At 42.7% G+C, this 19,939-nt stretch carries 22 protein-coding genes; 8 read left to right on the forward strand and 14 right to left on the reverse strand.

Annotated features, from left to right (window positions below; translation table 11 throughout):
• Positions 1-36: 36 nt before the first annotated feature.
• Together QUF07_RS07115 and QUF07_RS07120 are read left to right on the forward strand one after the other, a co-directional pair.
• The gene (locus QUF07_RS07115; protein ID WP_217342378.1) at positions 37-303 is read left to right on the forward strand and encodes a RelB; all 267 of its coding nucleotides are present in this window, start codon (positions 37-39) and stop codon (positions 301-303) included.
• Complete coding sequence (locus QUF07_RS07120; protein ID WP_217165499.1) at positions 300-614, forward strand: type II toxin-antitoxin system YafQ family toxin; 315 nt, start codon at positions 300-302, stop codon at positions 612-614. Before QUF07_RS07115 ends, QUF07_RS07120 begins: the two co-directional genes overlap by 4 nt.
• Before the next feature lie 244 nt (positions 615-858).
• On the opposite strand, the gene QUF07_RS07125 is transcribed toward QUF07_RS07120, so the two are convergent.
• Both QUF07_RS07125 and QUF07_RS07130 read right to left on the reverse strand, forming a co-directional pair.
• Positions 859-1,833, reverse strand: coding sequence for a bile acid:sodium symporter family protein (locus QUF07_RS07125; RefSeq protein ID WP_217164513.1), 975 nt, complete (start codon positions 1,831-1,833; stop codon positions 859-861).
• Between the two features lie 110 nt (positions 1,834-1,943).
• Complete coding sequence (locus QUF07_RS07130; RefSeq protein WP_217164509.1) at positions 1,944-2,498, reverse strand: NADPH-dependent FMN reductase; 555 nt, start codon at positions 2,496-2,498, stop codon at positions 1,944-1,946.
• Between the two features lie 283 nt (positions 2,499-2,781).
• Between QUF07_RS07130 and QUF07_RS07135 the strand changes: the two genes are divergently transcribed.
• On the forward strand, positions 2,782-3,402 hold the full coding sequence (locus QUF07_RS07135; RefSeq protein WP_217164507.1) for a hydrolase: 621 nt from the start codon (positions 2,782-2,784) through the stop codon (positions 3,400-3,402).
• 350 nt (positions 3,403-3,752) lie between these two features.
• Here the strand turns inward: QUF07_RS07135 and QUF07_RS07140 are convergent, their stop codons facing one another.
• The 8 genes from QUF07_RS07140 to QUF07_RS07175 form a co-directional block, all read right to left on the reverse strand.
• Positions 3,753-4,355, reverse strand: coding sequence for a nitroreductase family protein (locus QUF07_RS07140; RefSeq protein ID WP_289427077.1), 603 nt, complete (start codon positions 4,353-4,355; stop codon positions 3,753-3,755).
• Between the two features lie 115 nt (positions 4,356-4,470).
• A complete protein-coding gene (locus QUF07_RS07145) occupies positions 4,471-6,204 on the reverse strand; it encodes a pyruvate oxidase (protein ID WP_217164501.1) in 1,734 nt (577 codons plus the stop codon).
• 200 nt (positions 6,205-6,404) lie between these two features.
• Positions 6,405-6,608, reverse strand: coding sequence for a cold-shock protein (locus QUF07_RS07150; protein WP_054748735.1), 204 nt, complete (start codon positions 6,606-6,608; stop codon positions 6,405-6,407).
• Positions 6,609-6,874: 266 nt separating this feature from the next.
• On the reverse strand, positions 6,875-7,141 hold the full coding sequence (locus QUF07_RS07155) for a hypothetical protein (protein WP_289427079.1): 267 nt from the start codon (positions 7,139-7,141) through the stop codon (positions 6,875-6,877).
• A gap of 44 nt (positions 7,142-7,185) precedes the next feature.
• On the reverse strand, positions 7,186-7,455 hold the full coding sequence (locus QUF07_RS07160; RefSeq protein ID WP_289427080.1) for an ATPase: 270 nt from the start codon (positions 7,453-7,455) through the stop codon (positions 7,186-7,188).
• Positions 7,455-7,661: a hypothetical protein gene (locus QUF07_RS07165; protein ID WP_217342375.1), complete on the reverse strand. Its 207-nt coding sequence runs from the start codon at positions 7,659-7,661 to the stop codon at positions 7,455-7,457. Before QUF07_RS07165 ends, QUF07_RS07160 begins: the two co-directional genes overlap by 1 nt.
• Positions 7,662-8,032: 371 nt before the next feature.
• Positions 8,033-10,075, reverse strand: a complete 2,043-nt coding sequence (locus QUF07_RS07170) for an ATP-dependent Clp protease ATP-binding subunit (protein WP_289427081.1) — start codon at positions 10,073-10,075, stop codon at positions 8,033-8,035.
• 530 nt (positions 10,076-10,605) lie between these two features.
• Positions 10,606-11,031: an OsmC family protein gene (locus tag QUF07_RS07175; protein ID WP_289427082.1), complete on the reverse strand. Its 426-nt coding sequence runs from the start codon at positions 11,029-11,031 to the stop codon at positions 10,606-10,608.
• A gap of 93 nt (positions 11,032-11,124) precedes the next feature.
• Here QUF07_RS07175 and QUF07_RS07180 point away from each other — a divergent pair, with 93 nt between their 5' ends.
• The 3 genes from QUF07_RS07180 to QUF07_RS07190 all read left to right on the forward strand — a co-directional run bounded on the left by QUF07_RS07180 (position 11,125) and on the right by QUF07_RS07190 (position 12,316).
• Complete coding sequence (locus QUF07_RS07180; protein ID WP_217164488.1) at positions 11,125-11,823, forward strand: NAD(P)H-dependent oxidoreductase; 699 nt, start codon at positions 11,125-11,127, stop codon at positions 11,821-11,823.
• A gap of 1 nt (position 11,824) precedes the next feature.
• The gene (locus tag QUF07_RS07185; protein WP_217164485.1) at positions 11,825-12,004 is read left to right on the forward strand and encodes a hypothetical protein; all 180 of its coding nucleotides are present in this window, start codon (positions 11,825-11,827) and stop codon (positions 12,002-12,004) included.
• A 153-nt stretch (positions 12,005-12,157) separates the two neighbouring features.
• Positions 12,158-12,316 (forward strand): hypothetical protein, encoded by a 159-nt coding sequence (locus tag QUF07_RS07190; RefSeq protein WP_249778481.1) that lies wholly within the window; start codon positions 12,158-12,160, stop codon positions 12,314-12,316.
• A 470-nt stretch (positions 12,317-12,786) separates the two neighbouring features.
• Here the strand turns inward: QUF07_RS07190 and thiD are convergent, their stop codons facing one another.
• On the reverse strand, positions 12,787-13,599 hold the full coding sequence (thiD, locus tag QUF07_RS07195; RefSeq protein WP_217164482.1) for a bifunctional hydroxymethylpyrimidine kinase/phosphomethylpyrimidine kinase: 813 nt from the start codon (positions 13,597-13,599) through the stop codon (positions 12,787-12,789).
• Between the two features lie 162 nt (positions 13,600-13,761).
• Between thiD and QUF07_RS07200 the strand changes: the two genes are divergently transcribed.
• Positions 13,762-13,884: a hypothetical protein gene (locus QUF07_RS07200; protein WP_283812284.1), complete on the forward strand. Its 123-nt coding sequence runs from the start codon at positions 13,762-13,764 to the stop codon at positions 13,882-13,884.
• A gap of 204 nt (positions 13,885-14,088) precedes the next feature.
• On the opposite strand, the gene QUF07_RS07205 is transcribed toward QUF07_RS07200, so the two are convergent.
• The 3 genes from QUF07_RS07205 to QUF07_RS07215 all read right to left on the reverse strand — a co-directional run bounded on the left by QUF07_RS07205 (position 14,089) and on the right by QUF07_RS07215 (position 18,450).
• Positions 14,089-16,080 carry a cation:proton antiporter gene (locus tag QUF07_RS07205; protein WP_289427084.1) on the reverse strand — a complete coding sequence of 664 codons (1,992 nt, stop codon included), beginning with the start codon at positions 16,078-16,080 and terminating at the stop codon, positions 14,089-14,091.
• A gap of 110 nt (positions 16,081-16,190) precedes the next feature.
• Positions 16,191-16,856: a potassium channel family protein gene (locus QUF07_RS07210; protein WP_217164479.1), complete on the reverse strand. Its 666-nt coding sequence runs from the start codon at positions 16,854-16,856 to the stop codon at positions 16,191-16,193.
• A 256-nt stretch (positions 16,857-17,112) separates the two neighbouring features.
• The gene (locus QUF07_RS07215) at positions 17,113-18,450 is read right to left on the reverse strand and encodes a TrkH family potassium uptake protein (protein WP_289427085.1); all 1,338 of its coding nucleotides are present in this window, start codon (positions 18,448-18,450) and stop codon (positions 17,113-17,115) included.
• Positions 18,451-18,574: 124 nt separating this feature from the next.
• Between QUF07_RS07215 and codA the strand changes: the two genes are divergently transcribed.
• Positions 18,575-19,816, forward strand: a complete 1,242-nt coding sequence (gene codA / locus QUF07_RS07220) for a cytosine deaminase (RefSeq protein ID WP_289427086.1) — start codon at positions 18,575-18,577, stop codon at positions 19,814-19,816.
• Positions 19,817-19,939 lie beyond the last annotated feature (123 nt).

Consider the following 19,939-nt stretch of genomic DNA (forward strand, 5'->3'; position numbering starts at 1 on the left):
GGCAAGGAAGACAATAGTATACGAGAGGTGCGCTGTATGCCAACAAAGATTAATCGTGAAAAGACATATTCCACTCGAGCCAGTAAGGAACTAGGAGATCGAGCAAAGGAATATTTGGCAAAATATGATATTACGCTATCAGAATACATGCGGTACTCTATCGCAAAAGCTGCTAATCATGAGGTAGAGTTTATTAATTTTTTGGATACACCAGAAGCCAAGGCTGCAAAAAAAGAGGCTGAGAATGGCGAAGGAAAAACTTATGACTCGCTGGAAGAACTGTGGAAGGACTTAAATGAATGAAATATCGGGCAGTTCCACGGTTTAAGAGGAGTTATAAGAGGCTTAAAAAGAAACACTATCCAGTAGAGCTTATTATGTATTGTTTAGGCGCAATTATTGAGAATGATGAGGATGTAATGCAACGAATTAAAGTTCATGCTTTAAATGGCACTTGGAAAGGGTATAGTGAATTTCATCCTGGTAGATATAGCAATGTTGGTCGTGATTATGATAATTGGATTGTTGTTTATCGAGTTGATAATGAAGAATTAGTTTTAGTACTAATTGATACAGGCCAGCATGATATTTTGAAAACTAGATCGAGGGATTAGGGTTTTATGAGTGCTTCAGACATTAATTAGAATTACTAGATTCAGAATTAAGCATGTTTTTCAAAATAAGCAACTATTAATTACTATAATTGGAATAGTTCAAAGGAAGAAAACTAAAAACCAACAAGAAACCCATCAAAGTCGATGAACTCGAATCCACTTTGATGGGTTTCTTCCTATTATAATGATCCTTTTCTATGTGTCCCGGTCAGGGGGTAAAACAATATGTGTTCTCAATACTAAATTAGTTATTATTGGCAACTGGTGCATTAACAGTCTTGTGAACTTCTTCAGTGGTATGTTGACGCCACCAGGAAGAAAGAACTGAACCGGAAATGTTGTGCCAGATTGAGAAGATCGTTGATGGAATGGCCGCTGCTGGAACAAAGTACTTCATTGCCAGCGTAGCGCCCAAGCTGGAATCTTGCATCCCAACTTCGAAAGTTATGGCCTTTCGTTGTGGCTGGTGAAGACGAATCAGGTGACCGAAGACGTAGCCAAGTGCATAGCCACTTAAGTTATGGAGCATTACGACTGGGATCACCAAAGCAGTTTGAGCGGTGAACAGATCATTGTGGTTAGCTGCAAGTACAGCACCGATGATCGCAAGAATGGCAATTTGAGAAATCAGTGGCAAGACCAAGTTAACCTTTGCGGCTTGCTTACTGAAGAGACTGTGAACAACAACCCCTAAAACAATTGGGATCACAACAATCTTTAGGGTACTCAGGAATAGTGAGGTTGTTGGAATAGCAACGTAACGGCCTGCGTAGAATTGAAGTAAAAATGGCAGCATGATTGGTGCTAACAAGGTTGAAAGGGCCTCGATTGAAACGTCCAAAGCAATATCACCTTTAGCTAAGTAGGCCATCACACTAGAAGAAGTTCCACTTGGGCATGAACCAACTAAGATAACGCCGACTGCGGTTGCCCCAGTTAAATGAAAGATCTGGCAAAGTAAGAATGCGATAAAAGGCATGATGACATAATGGGCAATTGTTCCGAGGATAACGGGAACCGGTCGTTTCAAAATTCGGGCAAAATCTTCTTTGCTTAATGTCAGTCCCATTCCAAACAAGATGATTCCTAATAGATAAGAAGTGTTTGGGGCGATCCATAAACTTGCTTGGGGTAAGAAATAATTCACCGCGGCCCATAAGATGACCAATAACGTAAACCACTTACTCATCCAATTACCAACTTTTGATACTGCTTGCATAAGCATTCCTCCAAATCTCGGAGTGGTTGCCCTGCTTTAGTTGAACAGTGGGAAGGAACTTTCGTTAATAATGGATCGAACGAATCTTCAGAAATAATCAACAAATACCTTTAGCCAAGGTGGTCAATGTATTTTACCAAGGCGTCCGCCAATAAATGGAAATATTTCAACTCACCGGGATTAGTGATCTTCCCATCTGGATCGATGTATTTGGTAACACTGCCAATATAAGCTTCAGGTTGTTGAACCGTCGGCATATTTAAAAAGACCAATGATTGGCGCAGGGCGTGATTAGCTCCAAATGCACCAGTGGCTCCGGGGGTGACACTGACAACTAATGCTGGCTTACCATCCCAAACGTTTTGGCCTCGGGGGCGGGAACCAACATCGATGGCGTTTTTCAAAACTGCTGGAACAGAGCGATTATATTCCGGGGTGACGAAGACAAATGCGTTGCAGGCCTGAACTTGCCGGCGAAATTCCTGCCATTCTCCCGGCTCATTATGGGTCTCTTCCAAATCTTGATTGAAGAAAGGGAGACTTCCAATTTTGATGAATGCTATTTCATAATCTGATGGGAATTGAGTTGCCAATGCTTTAGCAACTGCTTTGGAATATGAACCTTTTCTTAAACTACCGACTAAGACACCAATTTTCTTTGACATAAATGTATCCTCCATAAATGATGACAGTTACCAAAATGACCTAAATCAAGTTAATCTGGTTGGGATAATTGTGAAAAAATAACCAACTTAATTTTAACTGATAATTCAGATTGGTCAACTAATCATGATGGGATGGTTTACTGACATTGTGAAATGATTTGTATTGGCATAATTTGGCTACGCTAGGATTGAGCAAGTCGAAATTCTCGTAGTTCACAAGCTTTTGGGGTATTATGTAAGCGTAAACAAAATATGCAATGAATTGATAATGGAGGGTTTGATTATGACAAGTTTTGCAAAACGTGGTGCGGACGACCGTCTGCTTGCTTCAGATAATACGGTACTGACAATCATTGATTACCAACCAACTCAAATCAATTCGATTGGTTCAATGAAACATGCGGATTTAATTCATAATGCCGCTTTAGTTGCAAAGGTTGCTAAGCAATACCATGTTCCAGTGGTGCTCTCAACAGTAAATGTGAAGACTGGCCGAAATAAAGATACCGCTCCAGAAATTAAAAAGGAACTTGGCGATATTCCAACCTATGATCGAACTTCGATCAATGCTTGGGAAGATAAGGAATATTATGATGCCATTCAAGCAACGGGCCGTAAGAAGATTATCATGTTGGCATTATGGACAGAAGCTTGTTTGACATTCCCAACAATTGATGCGATTTCGGAAGGCTTTGAAGTCTATCCAGTTGTGGATGCAGTCGGCGGAACGTCAACAATCGCCCACGAAACGGCATTACGACGGGTGGAACAAGCCGGTGCTCACCTGATTACAATTCCACAATTAATCTGTGAACTGCAGCGGGATTGGAACAGAACGGATACGGTACCAGATTTTGTGGCCGATTTGTTGGAGAATGGGGCGTTTACGTCACTGGCTGAATAAAAGTGAGCGGAGCAAAGCGGTTAGAAACTGGAACCTAAGTCTCCTTCTACAGAAATCCCTGATTTTGGGATTTTTGTAGAAGGTGCTTAGGTGCAAGTTTCTGCTTTGCGGAGCGGTCCTAATCCATATAACGGAGAACAACTTCTGCTTTGAGGAGCAGTCCTAATCTATATGACGGAGAACAACTTCTGCTTGGAGAAACGGTTCTAATCCATGTAGCGGAGAACAAGCTCCTACGTTTTTTGAAATAGTCCATTCCAAGTTTATGCAAAAAAATAGGAATCACTTTCTTCATCAACGAAAAAGTGATTCCTATTTTTGGTGCTCAGTGAAATAACATTTCAAATAGTTTACTTCAGTACCTTGAACCGATTGGCGTCATCCATGAATTCCTTCTCGCCAGCTGGGGCTTCAATTGAGCCGAAGTCCATTTCTGCGCGGAGATTCCAGCTTTCAGGGATTCCGAATGCGTCACGAACTTCGTCATCAATCAGTGGATTGTAATGTTGCAGGTTGGCACCAAGACCGTTTTCGGCAAGAGATGTCCAAACGGCAAATTGGGCGTTTCCTTGAGCTTGTTCTGACCAGTCGGCAAAGTTGTCAGCGTAAAGGGCAAAGTCATTTTCAAAACGGTGAACAACATCAGTATCCGTATAGAACATGACAGTCCCGAATGCTGACTTGAAACCGTTGATCTTGGCCAAAGTCTTTTGGTAGGCTTCTTTGGTTGGCACCTCTGACTTCAAACGCTTGGCAACGATATCCCAAAGTTGTTCATGCTTGTCGCCAAATAAAATAACGGCCCGAGTGGTTTGATTATTGAATGGGGTAGGGGCCCACCTGATGTTTTCCTTAATCAAGTTAGCAATGTCGTCAGTAGATTGAGAAACGTTGCGTCCTAATGCATAAATTGAGCGGCGCTTCTTGGCAAGGTCTAATAATTGTTCTTTCATAGGTCAGATAAACTCCTTTATTAGTTATAGATAGATTCACTACTTAAAAATAGCGTATGATTCATTATACCAGTTACTATAAGTAAGTAAAGTGAAAACTCAAAATCCTTATTAATCAGAAGAATTGTCTCATAATATCTTTTAGTGGGGGTAATTCCGGCAACTTATGTTTTTCGCTGACGTATTGGAGGCCATAAGACATGTAGCCGGCTGCTTCACTGTTGACAATTTTGCCTGGAAGCGGCGCATTATCAGCCACGTAGGCATTGATTAAGACAGGGCGGTCAGTAATCTTGTAGGCCCGGTCAAGCGCAGACCGGAATTCCCGGTTACTCTTGGCAGTGATGCCGACACCGCCACAAGCGTCAGCAAATTTTGCGTAATCCATATCCTTCAAATCAATTTGGTAATTCAATTGACCGGCTTCTTGTTGTTCGTATTCAATAAAGTCGAATTTTTGGTTATTTAAGACAATATCAATAATTGGGAAATGATATTTAACGGCTGTGGCAAAGTCTTGCATGACCATTGCAAAGGCACCATCGCCATTGATTGCGATGGCTGGCCGGTCTGGGGAGGCCGCCTTAGCAGCAAGTGCCCCTGGCAGCGCGCAGCCCATTGTGCCTAAGTTTGCAGAGATCACGAATTGCTGGTTTTCGCTAATTGGCAGGAAACGGGCACTCCATGAGGTTGCCGTGCCGACATCAATTGAAAAGATGGTATTATCAGGAGCTGTTTGGTGAACGTAATCAAACAAACTTTCCGGCGCAATCGGTTCGCTATCGAGGGCGCGTTTGCCATGCATCCACTTGTTCCAGTTTGCCATACTTTCTTGGCAGGCTTTCAGGAATTTGCCGTCACTTGGTTTGAGGCCACTCGCAAGAATTTGAGAAACGGCTTTGCCCGCGTCGGCGTTGATGGCAACGTCAGCTGGATATCGCCGATTCAGGTTCAGTGGGTTCAACTCGATTTGGACACACTTTGCTTTGCCTGGTTTTGGCAGGAAGGGGACATAAGGGTAGTTAGTGCCAATCATGATGAGCATATCCGTTTCTTTCATGGCTTCATATGCAGCTTTGGTCCCTAACTTACCAACATTTCCTAATGAATTAGGATGGTCGTCAGCGATAATCCCTTTGGCAGGCAAGGTCTGAATAAATGGAATTTGGTAGGTTTCCACAAATTGTTTCACTTGTTTGTGCGCATCACGGGCACCTTTCCCGATCAGGACAATTGGCTTCTGGGCTGAATTTAACAACTTAACAGCTGCTTGTACTTGATCAGCCGGGGCAACTGATTCTGGCACGTTAAATTCTTTGGCGGATGAATGATACTCGTTTTTCAATGGTTCATCTGGTAAATCGTCGGGGATGGTCAAAACGGCGACCCCTTTTTTGGCATAGGCCATTCGAATGGCTTCATCAACAATTTTTGGCAGTTGAGCCGTTGTTTTAATTTCGCGATTATAAACGGCGACATCATCAAATAATTTTGGTGTGTTAACTTCTTGAAAATAACCTGTATTCAAAAAGTTTGATTTGACTTGGCCAAGTAATGCCAACACTGGCGCATGATCCATTTTGGCGTCGTATAACCCATTAAGCATATGAATAGCACCAGGACCACCAATTGACAAACAAACGCCGAGCTTACCCGTTAGCTTAGCTTCTGCAGCCGCAGCCAAGGCACCAACTTCCTCGTGACGAATTTGGATAAATTTGATCTTATCCTGCTGCTTTCTTAAGCCATCAACCGTTGTATCGATTGAGTCTCCTGGTAAACCATAAACATGTTTGACACCCCAGTCAGTTAATACATCGACTAGCTCGTCTGCACCATTTTGACTCATGTAATCTCCCCCTTATTAAATTTATGTTCCACATTCCAGTATAGTCATAGGACAGGCTTGTTACAATTGAAACGCTTATATGTAAGGGGATGCGAGATGAATTTCACATGGCTTTGACTTGTTAGCTGAAAGTGAATTAAGCATAAAAAAGAACCAACCATTTCTGGTTGATTCTTTCAAAGTTTTATTAAAGTCTATAATTAGTCTTCAACTGGTGTAACGTTAGCAGCTTGTGGTCCACGGTCGCTGTCTTCAACGTCAAGGGTAACTTTTTGGCCTTCGTCTAATGACTTGAAGCCTTCCTTGTTGATAGCTGAGAAGTGAACGAATACGTCACCATCGTCAGTAGTAATGAAGCCGTAACCTTTATCAGCGTTGAACCATTTAACAGTACCTTGTTTCATAATATATGAAACCTCCTTGCGCTTTGAGCGCATACTTAATTTTTTAATGCATCTAGTTGAACGTGATTCCAAGGAAGTTATTTCATAAAACTATAAAACAAGTACCTTTGAAACTCGGAAACCTAAAACACATTAACAATACTATAACCCCTAAATTAGCCAATGTCAACTGCAACGATTTTGTCGATGCAATGAAGACGGCATCCACAAAGCCATTACATAAGTGTCGTTGTAATTGGCTTTATTAATTCCTGTAGCGATAAATGCTATTTCATTGGTAATTCGGGAGGCAGCCAAGGGAAACTGGTCAAATTGTTTTCAACGACTTTTTGATGATTCCGAGCGTAAACTAATTTTAATTTTTGGGTGTTATCAAAAATTTTAACCTGATCAACTTCAGCACTAATTGGTATGAGGTTGTTCAAAGATTGTTTGTAGCGCTTTTTTATTAGTTCTGGTGCAATGCCGTGCCCACCCTTATTAATACGCTCTTGAACCCGATCAAGTGCAAGCTGGACATTTTCAAGACTCACATACAGTAAATAAACTTCAAAATCTTGTTGATGGGCTTTTTGAATTAATTTGAGGTGGGTATTCCATTTCCAGCTAACGTGGTTTCAATATGAACAGATTCCCGCCGATTCAAGGCTTGATGAAGGAGAGTTACCTCCTGACGCATCGCTGCTAAATTATCTTTTAAGAGATGCCAATCACCACCGTTGTTTCGCAAAATTTCATCGGCATTTAATCGATGGGTATTTAGAAACAGATCGGGATCTGTTTGATAAAGGGTGCTTTTGCCGGCCCCGTTAACTCCTGCAACAATAATGTAAATTGGTTGAGGCACTACATAACAAACCCTTTCTGATTAATGATTTTAGATTGCCGTTCATCAATAACGTATTCATATAAGGCTTTAAAGACCGCCTTTTTAGCTGGGTCTTTTTCATATAATGCGTGATTCAACAGTTCAGACGTTGGCACTTCCTTGACGCTTTCAAGTAAATCATTTAAATATTGTTCATTCTTAGGGTCTTTGATTTGACTTGGCATGCTAAATCACCTCGATTTTTTTCCTTGCTTAATTGGATAACTTTTCCTGATCGGTTACTTGCATCTATAATTGATCATCCTTAATGATATGATATCACAGATGCTCTTGGTTTGATTCGGAGAGACCATATTAGTAAATGTGAATGGCTGTTTTGATCGCAGTTGTTTTGCTGACGAACCGGGTTGAAAAAATGGTGCCCTTTGAACAGGCAAGTCGTGAAAATAGGCTGATTAACAGTCTTAAGGTTACGGAATGTTTGGCGACCAAATATTCTAAGTAGTTGAAACTACGTACACAAATAGCGCCCGACTAACCGTTCGTCAATTAGCCGGGCGCTACTTTAAATTTGTTATCGTTGCGTTAATGCCGATTAAGCAGCAACTTGCTTGCTAGCCGGTTCAACATCAATTGCGTTATCCTTCAAACCAACCGTGAAGTCCTTGACGTCTGGGTTTGCAAGATAGCTGTTCGTCAATTTATCAGTAATTTCCTTGGTGATCACTCTGTGCATTGGTCGAGCACCAAGTTCTTTGCTGTAACCCATGTCGACTAATTGATTCTTAGCATCATCAGTTACAGTGAAGTGAATGCCTCGTGACTTGTTAACTAATGCGTTCAAATCGTTGAGCATCAGGTCAAGGATCTTCAACAAGTCTGGCTTGGTTAATGAATTGAATTGGATGATATCATCAATTCGGTTCAAGAACTCAAGCTTGAAGTAAGGCTTTAATCTGTCGATGACGTTCTGCTTGTCGTCATTGGCACCTTGACCGGCATTACTGGTCATGATGATGACGGTATTGCTGAAGTCAACGGTTCTGCCTTGAGCATCGGACAAACGACCGTCATCCAATATTTGCAGCAACAGATTCAATACATCTGGATGAGCTTTTTCAATTTCATCCATGAGAATCAAGCTGTATGGGTGACGACGAACTTGTTCGGTTAGTCGGCCGCCTTCTTCATAACCAACGTAGCCAGGAGCTGAACCGATTAGTTTACTTGCGCTAATCTTGTCCATATATTCTGACATGTCATACCTGAACATTGCTTTGGTCGTGCCAAATAATTCTTTAGCAAGGGCTTTAGCCGTTTGCGTCTTACCAACACCGGTAGGACCGACAAACAGAAAGCTGCCAATTGGACGATTGCCTTCCGTAAAGCCAACTCGTGAACGACGAATGGCCGCTGAAATGGCATCCAATGCCTTATCTTGGCCGATAACTTCTTTCTTCAAGTCCTTGTCAAGATTGTTGAGCTGGTTGACTTCGTTCTTATTAACATCGGTAACTGGGACACCAGTAATACGTTCAACAACGGCCTGAATGACTTCAGGAGTGACTTTTGGCGTTTCAACTTTAGTGCCGTTATCGATATTCTTAATTTGATCATTGACCTGATCAAGCTTGTCACGTAATTGAGCGGCCTTTTCGAAATCATCCTTGGAAGAAGCAGCCTGCTTGTCTTTTTCAAGCTGTTGAGCTTCTTGCTGCAAAGTTGATTTGTCTTTCGTCAATGATGAGCCCATGGCAACTTTGGCACCGGCTTGGTCAATCAAGTCGATGGCTTTATCAGGGTTCATTCGATCCTGAATGTAACGGTTACTCAAGGAAACAGCAGCCTTTAAAGCATCATCGGTATAAGTGACATGGTGGAACTTCTCATATTTTGGTGCCAAGCCCTTGATGATCGTTAACGTGTCTTTTTCACTTGGTTCATTTACCATAATTGGTTGGAACCGACGAGCTAAGGCTTGATCTTTTTCAATGTCGCGATATTCATTGCTGGTCGTAGCACCAATTAATTGGAAGTCACCCCGAGCCAACTTAGGCTTTAAAATGTTGCCGGCATCCATCTTGTCACCTTCACCGGTTGATCCGGCACCAATGATTTGATGAATTTCGTCGATGAAGAGGATCACATTCTTGTCTTTTGAAACATCATCGATCAATTTCTTCATCCGTTCCTCAAACTGACCACGGATCCCAGTACCTTGAACTAGTGAAACAACGTCAATCGAAATAATTTTCTTATTAAGTAACTTTTCTGAAACATCGCCGGCAACGATCTTTTGGGCTAAGCCTTCAACAACCGCCGTTTTACCAACCCCGGCTTCACCGATTAAAACAGGGTTGTTCTTAGTCCGACGACTGAGGACCTCTTCCATTTGTTCGATTTCTTTGTCACGGCCGATAACCGGATCCAGCTTGCCGTCTTTAGCCATCTGGGTTAAGTCAGTGCCGTATTCGTCTAACAATGTTTTCTTATTTTGAGGTTGGCGTTCTTGTACCTGGATGGGTTGCTGGCGCATTTGCTGACGGCCGTTAGAATCTCCAAGGGCTTGCTTGAAGAACGGGTCGTTGAAAATGTCATCAAAACCATCATCACCGAAAATATCATTATTCATATGCATACCCCCATAAAATTTAGTGAGCGGAGCAAAGCGGTTAACAATCGGAGCGTAAGTCTCCTGTGAGGGAAATTCCTGGTTTTGGAATTTTTCTCAGAGGTGCTTACGCGCAGATTGTTGCTTTGCAGAGTTGTCCTAGTATAGTGAGCCGAGCAAAGCAATTAGAAACTGGAACCTAAGTCGCCCTATTCAGGAATCCCCGCTTCTGGGATTTTGGATAAGGTGCTTAGGTGGAAGCTTCTGCTTTGCGGAGCTGTCCTAAAAGAGTAAGCAAATCCAAGCGTTTATAAATTTCAGCCTAGAGAACCCACTCTTTAATTATCTGAATTTTAAAAAACGTTCCAGTGGGGGAATCCTTGTTCCCCTCTCGAACAACTATATAATATCATATATATGTAATGGGTTCAAGAAATGTGTTCAGAACATTATTGATATAAACGTTGTATTATCAGCGTTTTAAAATAAATATTCAAATAAATCAATAAAAAGTTAGCACTCATAGTCTAGAGTGCTAACACATTTTGTTATCTAAACTAATCGTTACTAATTTCAAATGAAAACTCAACTGAATCCTGTAAGGTGTTATGAATGGTTGAAATATGAATCACGTTCTCGACAAACTTCTCGTTTTCTTCCTTACTTAAATTAGTTTTGGAGTCAATTTTGACATGAATTTTGGTTACTTTTGATGATTTATCTGGATAGCGTTCTGTTTCGGCAATGAAATCCATAGCGAACTTTTCAATTTTAATATCATAATTGGGACTGTGCGCGTAACCGGCGGCACTGGCACCCAAACATGCGCCCAATGCCCCTAACAAATACTCAACGGGTGATGGGCCAGTATCGGTGCCATGATGTTCAGTTGGCGTGTCCGATGTGAATCGATGCAGGCGAGCGGTATGGACGGTCTTAGCACCAATGTTGCGCAACTCTGAATGAGCTTTATATTCTGACATAGCAAATCCTCCTTTGTTAGTTTCTGCCCATAGTTTACAATAGAAATGAAGCGCTTCCCACTAAAAATTAAAAGAATTTTGAAGAGGTCAAAAATGAAAACATTAATTCTAATTTCCCATCCCAAGTTAGCGGATTCGGCTACTCAGGAATTTCTAAAAACTGCTGGAAAATCCCAAGCAAATGTGGATTTTGAGTATATCGATGACCTATATAAGGAAACTAAAATAGATATTATCCAGCAACAACAGCAGCAGCTTACAAAATACAGACGCATTATTTTCCAATTTCCGATGTATTGGTATTCATCACCGGCCAGTTTGAAGCAATACATGGATGATGTTTTTACCCGGAAATTTGTGGTGGCTAATCATTTGCTGCGGAACAAAGAACTGGGGATTGTGGTCACCTTAGGCGATGCTGAGGCGGAATTTCAAGCGGGTGGCAGTGAACACTTCACGATTTCCGAACTGTTGCGGCCGTTTGAAGCGTTTGCCAATAAGGCCGGGATGACTTACCTGAAACCGTTTGTGGTGAATCAGTTCGGCTACCTGGAAGAAGATCAAAAAGAATTGTTATTGGTCGATTATTTACAGTATGTGAGTGCTCAGATGCCATTGAGTCTAGACAATCGGGAGAAATGGTTGGTTGACCGATTGACTCATATGAAACAGGAAAAGTCGGCGGCTGACCAGCAGAAGTTGGACCTCATCATTGGTTCAATCGAGGCTCAGCAGGACCAAATTGATGATCTAAAAGTAAACATTAAAATGATTCGTGATCAGGAGGAATAAGATGAGTGAGACAAATGACTGGCTAAAAAATCAACTCGGGCAACTGAAAGAGGGGGAGTCCTCATTTATCAATCGATCGGTTTTAACGGCCGCCAAAGCGCTGGTTAACGAGCAGGACAAACGAATCCGCCAGGCTCAAGATGAGATTGATGAGCGGATTTGGAGCCCAGATAAGTGGTAGGGATGCGGCCATTGATAAGAATTATTAACTCTAAAAAGTTATTAATAAACGTAACAAAGCAGCCTTCTAAAGCCAGGGATCTTCCGAGCTAAAAAAGATCATCCAGAAGAGATTGTTATCCATTTTTGATAGAATATTATCGAGGTGATCAAAATGTCACGAGCAACGAAAGGCAAAAAGAGAATTCAGGTTCAAGTTGATCAGGATCTCTATGATGATGTGAATGAAGTCTTGGCTGACATTGGTATTTCTCAAGCGACATCAATTAAAGCCTTACTCAAAAAATTGTTGCAGAGGGGAAGTACCATTTGAACTTTCCCAGTCCAACAATGATCAGCTGAACTTTGAGATCGCCCGAGAAGTCCGAACATCTAATATTCCAGAAATCAAAGATCAGCAAGCAGTGGAACGTTATCTTCTAGAAAATGGGGATGACAGTTTTGATCAAAAGAAATAATGATTATGCTAACGTATAATTTCATGATAAATTTGATCCCTAACAAAATTCATTGGGATTTTGTTAGGGATTTAAAGTTGGCTAAATGCCGATACCAATCAATTATCGATAATGATGTGTAACAACTAGGTTTCCAAAATAAAAACAGCCACCTAAAAGATGACTGCCTTGCTTCTTTGATGTAGTAGAAGCTGAAGGACATGGCCCTTTATTATCCGACGGCAAGCGCCAATTAGGGCTGCGGACTCGAAGTCCAATGTGGGAATTTTACCCAACAAAATGATAGCATGATTTTGAAATGGTTCCAGTTAATTTGATTGACTGTTTAAAGTTCGTCAGCCGGTGCCCAGTGATTGATTGGGCCAAATTGATGACCAACTTGAATTTCATTGGCGATGGCAACGTCGACAAACTTTTTGGCGATTCGGACAGCTTGTTCGATATCGGTTCCTTTGGCTAATTCAGCCGCAATACAGGCTGATAAGCTATCGCCGGTACCGTTCTTTCGTTCAGTTGGGTAGAAGTCTCCAGTCAGCCAGAAGCTCTTGCCAGACTCAAGTAAAATGTAGTCTGATACTTTGGTTTGATGGGGGTCATGATGGCTGCCCTTAAGAACGATATTTTTGGCTCCGAGTTGCTTGAGCTTCTCGGCAGCTGCTTTCATATCGTCCTCAGTTTTAATTTCCATCTCAGCTAATTTCTGAGCTTCAAAAAAGTTCGGCGTGATGACGTAGGCAAGGGGAATTAACTCATCCCGCAGCGTTTTGTAGGCACTTTGTTCGAGCAACATGTTGCCGTGCTTGGTGGTGATAACGGGATCAACGACTAATGGGCCAAAATCGTACTTCTGATAATTCTTGATCACCGTGCGAATCAGCTCAGAGTCGGAAAGCATCCCCGTCTTGCTCGCTCGAACATGGTAGTCGTCGGCAAGGTCCTTGAACTCGTTGTCAATAAATGAAGTAGGTAAGTTGACTGCGTCGTGAATACCGTAACTGTTACCGGCAACACAAGCAGTCATAACCGAGGTACCATAAACCTTGCGCCTAAAGAAGGTGTGGAGATCAGCTTGCATCCCGGCACTTCCGTCACTATCTGAACCTGCAATTGTTAGAGCTTGTGGAAATTCGTTTGCCATATAATTCACCTCATATCGTTTCTTAACTATTAACAATACCATATTTAATGAAAAATCAAAGAGAAATTTGAGATTGATTTGCGTTCAGCCATCAAGTTGTATTATAATAATTTAGTCTATTGGAATCTATAAAGAGTCATAATAAATAAGGAGAGTCTAATTATGCGTATTTGTCATCCACACGGCGTACAAGGACGTCGTCCAGTTAACCGTAAGAACGATCTTAAGCGAAACAAAGATTTAGCAGATTTGCAACACTTCTTGAAGCAGACGCCTGCTAAGTAATTAAAAAATCCCAACCGGAATTTATTTCTGGTCGGGATTTTTTATATGGTTGATTGATTTGATGAATATGATTTGGCTACATAGAGGAATGATGCTCCGCAAAGCAGGAATCTGCATGTAAGCACCTCGAACAAAAATTCCCAAAACCGGAATTTCTGTTCGAGGAGACTTACACTCCGATTCCTAACCGCTTTGCTACGCATACTAACCTTTGAACAATTCCGTATTCTGCAAATAGGTCATTTCATCGGTTGAAATGCGCTGCTGGAGTTTTTCTGCTAGTGCCGAATCAATTTTTCCGGTTTGCAGTGAATCTTGGATTAATTCATATTCACTGTGAAAAGCGCGCATAAACATTTGATACACAATGTCGCTATCGACGTCTTGTTCATGAATTCGACGATGCCTCGTTCGATAGAAGCGCTTAACCATATTGGCTTCTACGCCGCTCTCATGATCCTTGGTCTTCAAAAAATTCATGACCGCATCAAAGCCGGCCTTTTCAATTGGGAGGATGTCTTCGCCGTGCTTTTCAAATTGTTCGCGCCAATAAACTTCCTCCAACGCAACTGGCGCAGTTAGAAATGCTTCCTGGGCCCGGTTGAGGTTTTTATATAAGGTCCCAATATGCAGGCTAAACCGGATCCGCAACAGCACATTTTTCCAAATCTTTTCATCGGCAGAAAAGTTGTTTAATTTCAAAAAGCGACTGTAGTAAGTCAATTCTTCCTGGGTGATTTTATCATCTGTGTATAATTGTTTAACCGCATCGAGCTCGACTTGATGACTCTCACTCATTAACTGGCGCCGCAATCGCATGTTCGGGGTACTATCGAGGACCAATTGCTGTTGGAGTGAATCAATCACAATCTGAGCTTCTGCCGGATGGTCTTTTTCCTTAACCAAATCGCTAATCGCTGCTTGAATCATGCGACGGACCCAGCGATATCTTGGCTGATTGGTTGATTGACTTGGCAAAATAGCGGGGACAAAGATTGTTGGCATCACTAAGCTGGTCAGGATAATCACCGCTGCAACAAAGATTAAGGGCCCTCGGAAAATAAATGGCTGACCATCGATCGTGTTAGGCATCGAAAACGCCAACGAAAGGGTAATTGTTCCATTGGCCCCGCTTAACGCCATGACCAAGCTATCTCGCCATTCATGGGCTGATTTTGTCCGCCGCTTGAGTAAGTACCGCGTCCAAACGAGTCGAATGACACCTTTAATAAGATAAATTGAAATTCCAATTAGTATCAATTTAACAATGGTGAAATTAGGATTGGCGGATTGATGCATGGCCCGGGTCACTTCAGGAAGTGATAGGCCCAATAGGACAAAGACCACCCCTGACAGCATTCCCGAAATGATTTCCCAGACGTTGCTGGTGACCACCTGCATCCGAGAAGACGTCAGCCGCAGCTTATCCCGTTCAGATCCTTGAGCCAATCCGGCTGCTACCACCGCCAAAATACCAGAGAACGCTAGCTTTTCAGCTAACAAATAAACTAGAAATGGTGTAAGAAGTTGGATCAAGACCATGATCAATGGGGTATCATCGTTATAACGAATTAAAAATAACCGAACACTGACAATTAAAACCCCAATCAACCCACCAAAGAGCAGGCCACCGAGAAATTCCCATAAGAATAAGAACACAGCATAGTCTAACGAGAACGAGCCTGATATAAAGGCAGTCAGTGACATATCAAAGATGACAATCCCGGCGGCGTCATTGAACAGAGACTCATGCTGTAGGATCCCTGCTTGTTCTTCAGCGATCGGGTTGGCCTCGAAAATTGAATTAACGGCCGAAGCATCGGTTGGCGTGACGATTGCCAATAATGCAAAGCATAGGCTTAGCGGCAGGAACGCGTAGGCGAAATGCAAGCCACTGCCGATAACCAGCACACTGAACACGACGAGCCCAACCGCTAATGACAGAATATTGGTAATTGATCGCCCAATCCAGAACCGTGAGCTATTTTGGGCTTCATTAAACAGCATTGGGGCGATAATCGCCAGGGCAAAAGTTGATGGATCCAGATGAAAGTTGTTATAGACCGGCAAGCCGGCAAGTAAGAATCCTAACAAAATTAAAAAGAATGGCAGCGGAATAACTGAAACGTGGCGCGCAAGGATGTTGGCTGCCACAACTGCTGCCAAAATGATGGTTAGGAGTAAAACCTGATCCATTTTGAGCCCCCCCTTTTGGTTGATGTTTAACTTTAGTTTAGCACGCATTTACTGAAAAAGGCCGCGTCAGCACTCGACGCGGTCCAGATGGAAATGGTGAACTGATTTCTTTATTTGGTGGCTAAATCTTCGAACTTTTCGACGTCCTTCTCTGTCCCGATGACTGTAATAATGTCACCTTTTTGGATGGCCGTGGCGGACTTGGGAATCTCTGCTCCAGCTTCGTTTGTGTGGGAAAGGGCAATCACTTGAATACCGTAGCGGTTAGTGAAATTGAGTTCCTGAAGGGATTTGTGGAAAAACTTGGAATTAGTTAATTCAAATTCAACGACGGCCAATTCACCGCGAATTCTCAGGTCGTTTAGAATCTTGGGTTGCATCACGTGAAGGGCAATTCGATTACCCATGTCGCGTTCAGGCTGGATCACTTCATCAGCGCCTAATCGTTCCAAGACTTTGGCGTGACGGGCATTCTCAGCCTTACAGATTAACTTTTTAACCCCAAGTTCCTCACAAATCATGGTTGTCATAATACTGGCTTCCAAATCAGTCCCGATGGCAACAAAGACATTGTCAAAATTGCCAATTCCAAGTTGCTTGAGGGCTAATTCATTTTGGGTGTCGGCGACGACTGCCTCGGTTGCGACGTCCCGAAATTCGTTGACGAGTTCTTCATTTTTGTCAATGACCAGAACCTCTTGATTATGGGCTAGCAAAGTGTTGACGATGCTGCTGCCAAAGAGGCCGAGACCGATGACGGCGTAATTGCTTTTCATGTAGGAATGCTCCTTGTTGATTAATTTGGTGGTGGAGAGGCGTTATAACTGTTAGTCGATAACCCAGATTAGACTGCTCCGCAAAGCAAAAGTTTGCACATAAGCACCAGCCTGTGTAAGCTTCTAGGCGACATAGTGGAATAATGCTCCACAAAGCAATAACCTACACATAAGCACCCATAGTGTAAGCCCAAAGCCCAGGGCTTACACTATGGGAGACTTACGTTCCGGTTATTAACCGCTTTGTTGCGCACACTTACCCGATCATGACATTTTCCTCCGGATATCGAAAGGCATCTTCTGGCCCCTTTGACGTTAGCAACGAGTACATCACCGTGAAAATGCCGACTCTGCCCATGAACATCAGGGCTGCAAAGATCAATTTGCCAATGATACTCAAATGTGGGGTTAGTCCCAAAGTGAAGCCAGTTGTGCCAAATGCCGAGACGACGTCAAACAGGATATACTCCAACCCAAATGTTCTTGGAATTTTTTCAGTGAAGGTTAAAATCAACGTCGCAATTGAAAGTACAACGGCAACCAGGAATACCAGGGTGAGTGATCTTGACACATTATCGTTCGTAAATCTGCGGCCCCAGAAATTAGCATCTCGTTTCCCTCTAAGGGTTGCCCAAACTCTGATGAGCAGAATGCCAACAGTGGTGGTTTTAATCCCACCAGCAGTTGAGCCGGGAGTTCCGCCGATTAACATGAGGATCATGGTGAAGAAAATTCCGCCCATTGAAATCTTGTTTAACGGGACCGTATAAAATCCGGCCGTTCTGGGGGTCACCGAGAAGAAATAAGAATTCATCAGCCGGTCAAAGAAGCTCAAGTGGTTTTGGCTGCTGAAGTTAGCTTCGGTCAGCATAAAGATGATAAAACTGATCACAATCAATCCTAAATAAGTGGTTAACGCTAATTTAGTGTGCAGGCTTAAATAATGATCTTCATGGTAGAAAAGGATATCCTTCCAAACCAGAAATCCAAGCGATCCCGAAATGATGAGTAGGGTTAAGACAAACAACAGGTAAGGGTCATTTTGAAACCGAACCAAACTATTATCGTACAGATCGAAGCCCGCGTTACAAAAGGCGCTGATCGAATGAAAAATGCTGTACCCCAGCCCCCTGACGAACCCATAGCGGGGATAAAAGTCAATGAAAATCAGACCCGTTCCCAACAATTGAATCGCCAGGGATAACCGGACCACGAGAAAAACAACGCTCCGGGTATTTGCGAATGATTGCAAATTAAGCGATTGTTGGGTCAGCAATTGAGTGGTCAGGTCAACTTTACGGCGCATGAAAACAAATAGCAGGACCGCAAATGTCATGAAGCCCAGACCGCCAATCTCGACGAGCATCAAAATGACGATTTTGCCGAATAGGCTCCAATGGATAGCCGTATTCACGACCGTCATTCCGGTGACGCAGGTGGCAGAGGTGGCGGTGAAAAACGAATTGATGTAGCCGGTCATATGGCCAGACTGACTGGAGATTGGTAATGATAACAGGATGGTACCGATCAAAATGATTGTTAAAAATCCCAGTGTCAAAATTTGTGGTAAAGCAAGTCGATAACGAGATGCCAATGGATCAGAACCTTTCGATTATATTGTCTGCGTTCATTATCTCACATTCCACTCAAAAAGCCCCAACGAATAATCCGAAAATACGCTATAATAGTTGTGAAAATAACGATTGTGAGGAATTAACATGTTAATTAAAAATGTTCATATTCAAAATGATGACCAAACAAAAGATGTCCGAATTGAAAATGGCCGATTCGTTAACATTTCGCCCTCAATTGAAGCAACTGATGGCGAAAAAGTGATCGATGTCACTGATAAATTGATGCTACCGCCATTTGTGGATCCGCACGTGCATTTGGATGCCACTCAGACAGCCGGTGATCCGGAATGGAACCAAAGTGGTACTCTGTTTGATGGGATTCGGATCTGGAGCGAGCGGAAGCAGAAACTCACAGTTGAAGACGTGAAGGCTCGGGCCAAAAAAGCGATCAAGATTCAAGTTGCCAACGGGATTCAGTTTATTCGCAGTCACGTTGACGTTACCGATCCTAATTTGACCGCTCTGAAAGCCTTGATTGAAGTTCGTGATGAAATCAAAGATCAAGTTGAACTGCAATTGGTTGCCTTTCCGCAAGAAGGAATTTTGTCGTTTCTTCATGGCAAAGAGCTGATGACCGAGGCTGCCGATATGGGTGCTGACGTAATTGGGGGGATTCCTCACTTTGAATTTACCCATGAATACGCGGTGGCTTCACTCCAATTCTTGATGAAGTTGGCGGAACAAAAAGGTAAATTAGTCGATGTGCATTGCGATGAAATCGATGATCCTCAATCTCGCAGTCTGGAAACTTTGGCAACCTTGGCATTGGAAAGTGGGATGGGCGAAAAAGTGACCGCCAGCCACACCACTGCAATGGGCTCGTATAACGATGCCTATGCTTACAAACTCTTTAGATTGTTGAAGATGTCTCATATTAACTTCATTGCCAATCCATTGGTGAACACCAACTTGGGCGGCCGCTTTGACACCTATCCAAAGCGCCGGGGGATGACCCGGGTCAAGGAGCTCAATGCGGATGGCATTAACGTTGCCTTCGGTGAGGATGATCTCAAGGACCCTTGGTATCTGATGGGTAATGGCAATATGCTGGATCCCGTTGAGATGGGAATTCACGTCGGCCACTTGATGGGCTACGATGACATTATGAATTCATACAAATTTGTGACCGTCAATGCGGCCAAGGCGATGCACGTCACAGACCACTATGGGATTGAAGTTGGCAAACCTGCCGATTGCATTATCATGAACAACGATAATTTTTATAATGCTTTAAATGAACGGTCTGAGATTCTGTATTCCATTCATAACGGTAATGTACTGGTAGAGACAGAGCCGAAGAAAGTTCACAACCACTTCAAGCTTTAGCGGCTGAGTCCTGTCATTTAACGAAAAAGACCAACTATTCCAAAAATGAACTGAACCCCTTGAATTGGAGAAATCTAATTCAAGGGGTTTTATTATGTTTCCTTATGAAGTTAAAATGGCCGC

The sequence above is a fragment of the Lentilactobacillus sp. TOM.63 genome, from assembly GCF_030361045.1.
GTDB lineage: Bacteria > Bacillota > Bacilli > Lactobacillales > Lactobacillaceae > Lentilactobacillus > Lentilactobacillus dabitei.

What these genes read in the sequence shown, in the direction of transcription:
- QUF07_RS07115 (WP_217342378.1), top strand. Translation starts at nt 37, where the DNA reads ATGCCAACAAAGATTAATCGTGAAAAGACATATTCCACTCGAGCCAGT.
- QUF07_RS07120 (WP_217165499.1), top strand. Translation starts at nt 300, where the DNA reads ATGAAATATCGGGCAGTTCCACGGTTTAAGAGGAGTTATAAGAGGCTT.
- QUF07_RS07125 (WP_217164513.1), bottom strand. Translation starts at nt 1,833, where the DNA reads ATGCAAGCAGTATCAAAAGTTGGTAATTGGATGAGTAAGTGGTTTACG.
- QUF07_RS07130 (WP_217164509.1), bottom strand. Translation starts at nt 2,498, where the DNA reads ATGTCAAAGAAAATTGGTGTCTTAGTCGGTAGTTTAAGAAAAGGTTCA.
- QUF07_RS07135 (WP_217164507.1), top strand. Translation starts at nt 2,782, where the DNA reads ATGACAAGTTTTGCAAAACGTGGTGCGGACGACCGTCTGCTTGCTTCA.
- QUF07_RS07140 (WP_289427077.1), bottom strand. Translation starts at nt 4,355, where the DNA reads ATGAAAGAACAATTATTAGACCTTGCCAAGAAGCGCCGCTCAATTTAT.
- QUF07_RS07145 (WP_217164501.1), bottom strand. Translation starts at nt 6,204, where the DNA reads ATGAGTCAAAATGGTGCAGACGAGCTAGTCGATGTATTAACTGACTGG.
- QUF07_RS07150 (WP_054748735.1), bottom strand. Translation starts at nt 6,608, where the DNA reads ATGAAACAAGGTACTGTTAAATGGTTCAACGCTGATAAAGGTTACGGC.
- QUF07_RS07165 (WP_217342375.1), bottom strand. Translation starts at nt 7,661, where the DNA reads ATGCCAAGTCAAATCAAAGACCCTAAGAATGAACAATATTTAAATGAT.
- QUF07_RS07170 (WP_289427081.1), bottom strand. Translation starts at nt 10,075, where the DNA reads ATGCATATGAATAATGATATTTTCGGTGATGATGGTTTTGATGACATT.
- QUF07_RS07175 (WP_289427082.1), bottom strand. Translation starts at nt 11,031, where the DNA reads ATGTCAGAATATAAAGCTCATTCAGAGTTGCGCAACATTGGTGCTAAG.
- QUF07_RS07180 (WP_217164488.1), top strand. Translation starts at nt 11,125, where the DNA reads ATGAAAACATTAATTCTAATTTCCCATCCCAAGTTAGCGGATTCGGCT.
- QUF07_RS07185 (WP_217164485.1), top strand. Translation starts at nt 11,825, where the DNA reads ATGAGTGAGACAAATGACTGGCTAAAAAATCAACTCGGGCAACTGAAA.
- QUF07_RS07190 (WP_249778481.1), top strand. Translation starts at nt 12,158, where the DNA reads ATGTCACGAGCAACGAAAGGCAAAAAGAGAATTCAGGTTCAAGTTGAT.
- thiD (WP_217164482.1), bottom strand. Translation starts at nt 13,599, where the DNA reads ATGGCAAACGAATTTCCACAAGCTCTAACAATTGCAGGTTCAGATAGT.
- QUF07_RS07200 (WP_283812284.1), top strand. Translation starts at nt 13,762, where the DNA reads ATGCGTATTTGTCATCCACACGGCGTACAAGGACGTCGTCCAGTTAAC.
- QUF07_RS07205 (WP_289427084.1), bottom strand. Translation starts at nt 16,080, where the DNA reads ATGGATCAGGTTTTACTCCTAACCATCATTTTGGCAGCAGTTGTGGCA.
- QUF07_RS07210 (WP_217164479.1), bottom strand. Translation starts at nt 16,856, where the DNA reads ATGAAAAGCAATTACGCCGTCATCGGTCTCGGCCTCTTTGGCAGCAGC.
- codA (WP_289427086.1), top strand. Translation starts at nt 18,575, where the DNA reads ATGTTAATTAAAAATGTTCATATTCAAAATGATGACCAAACAAAAGAT.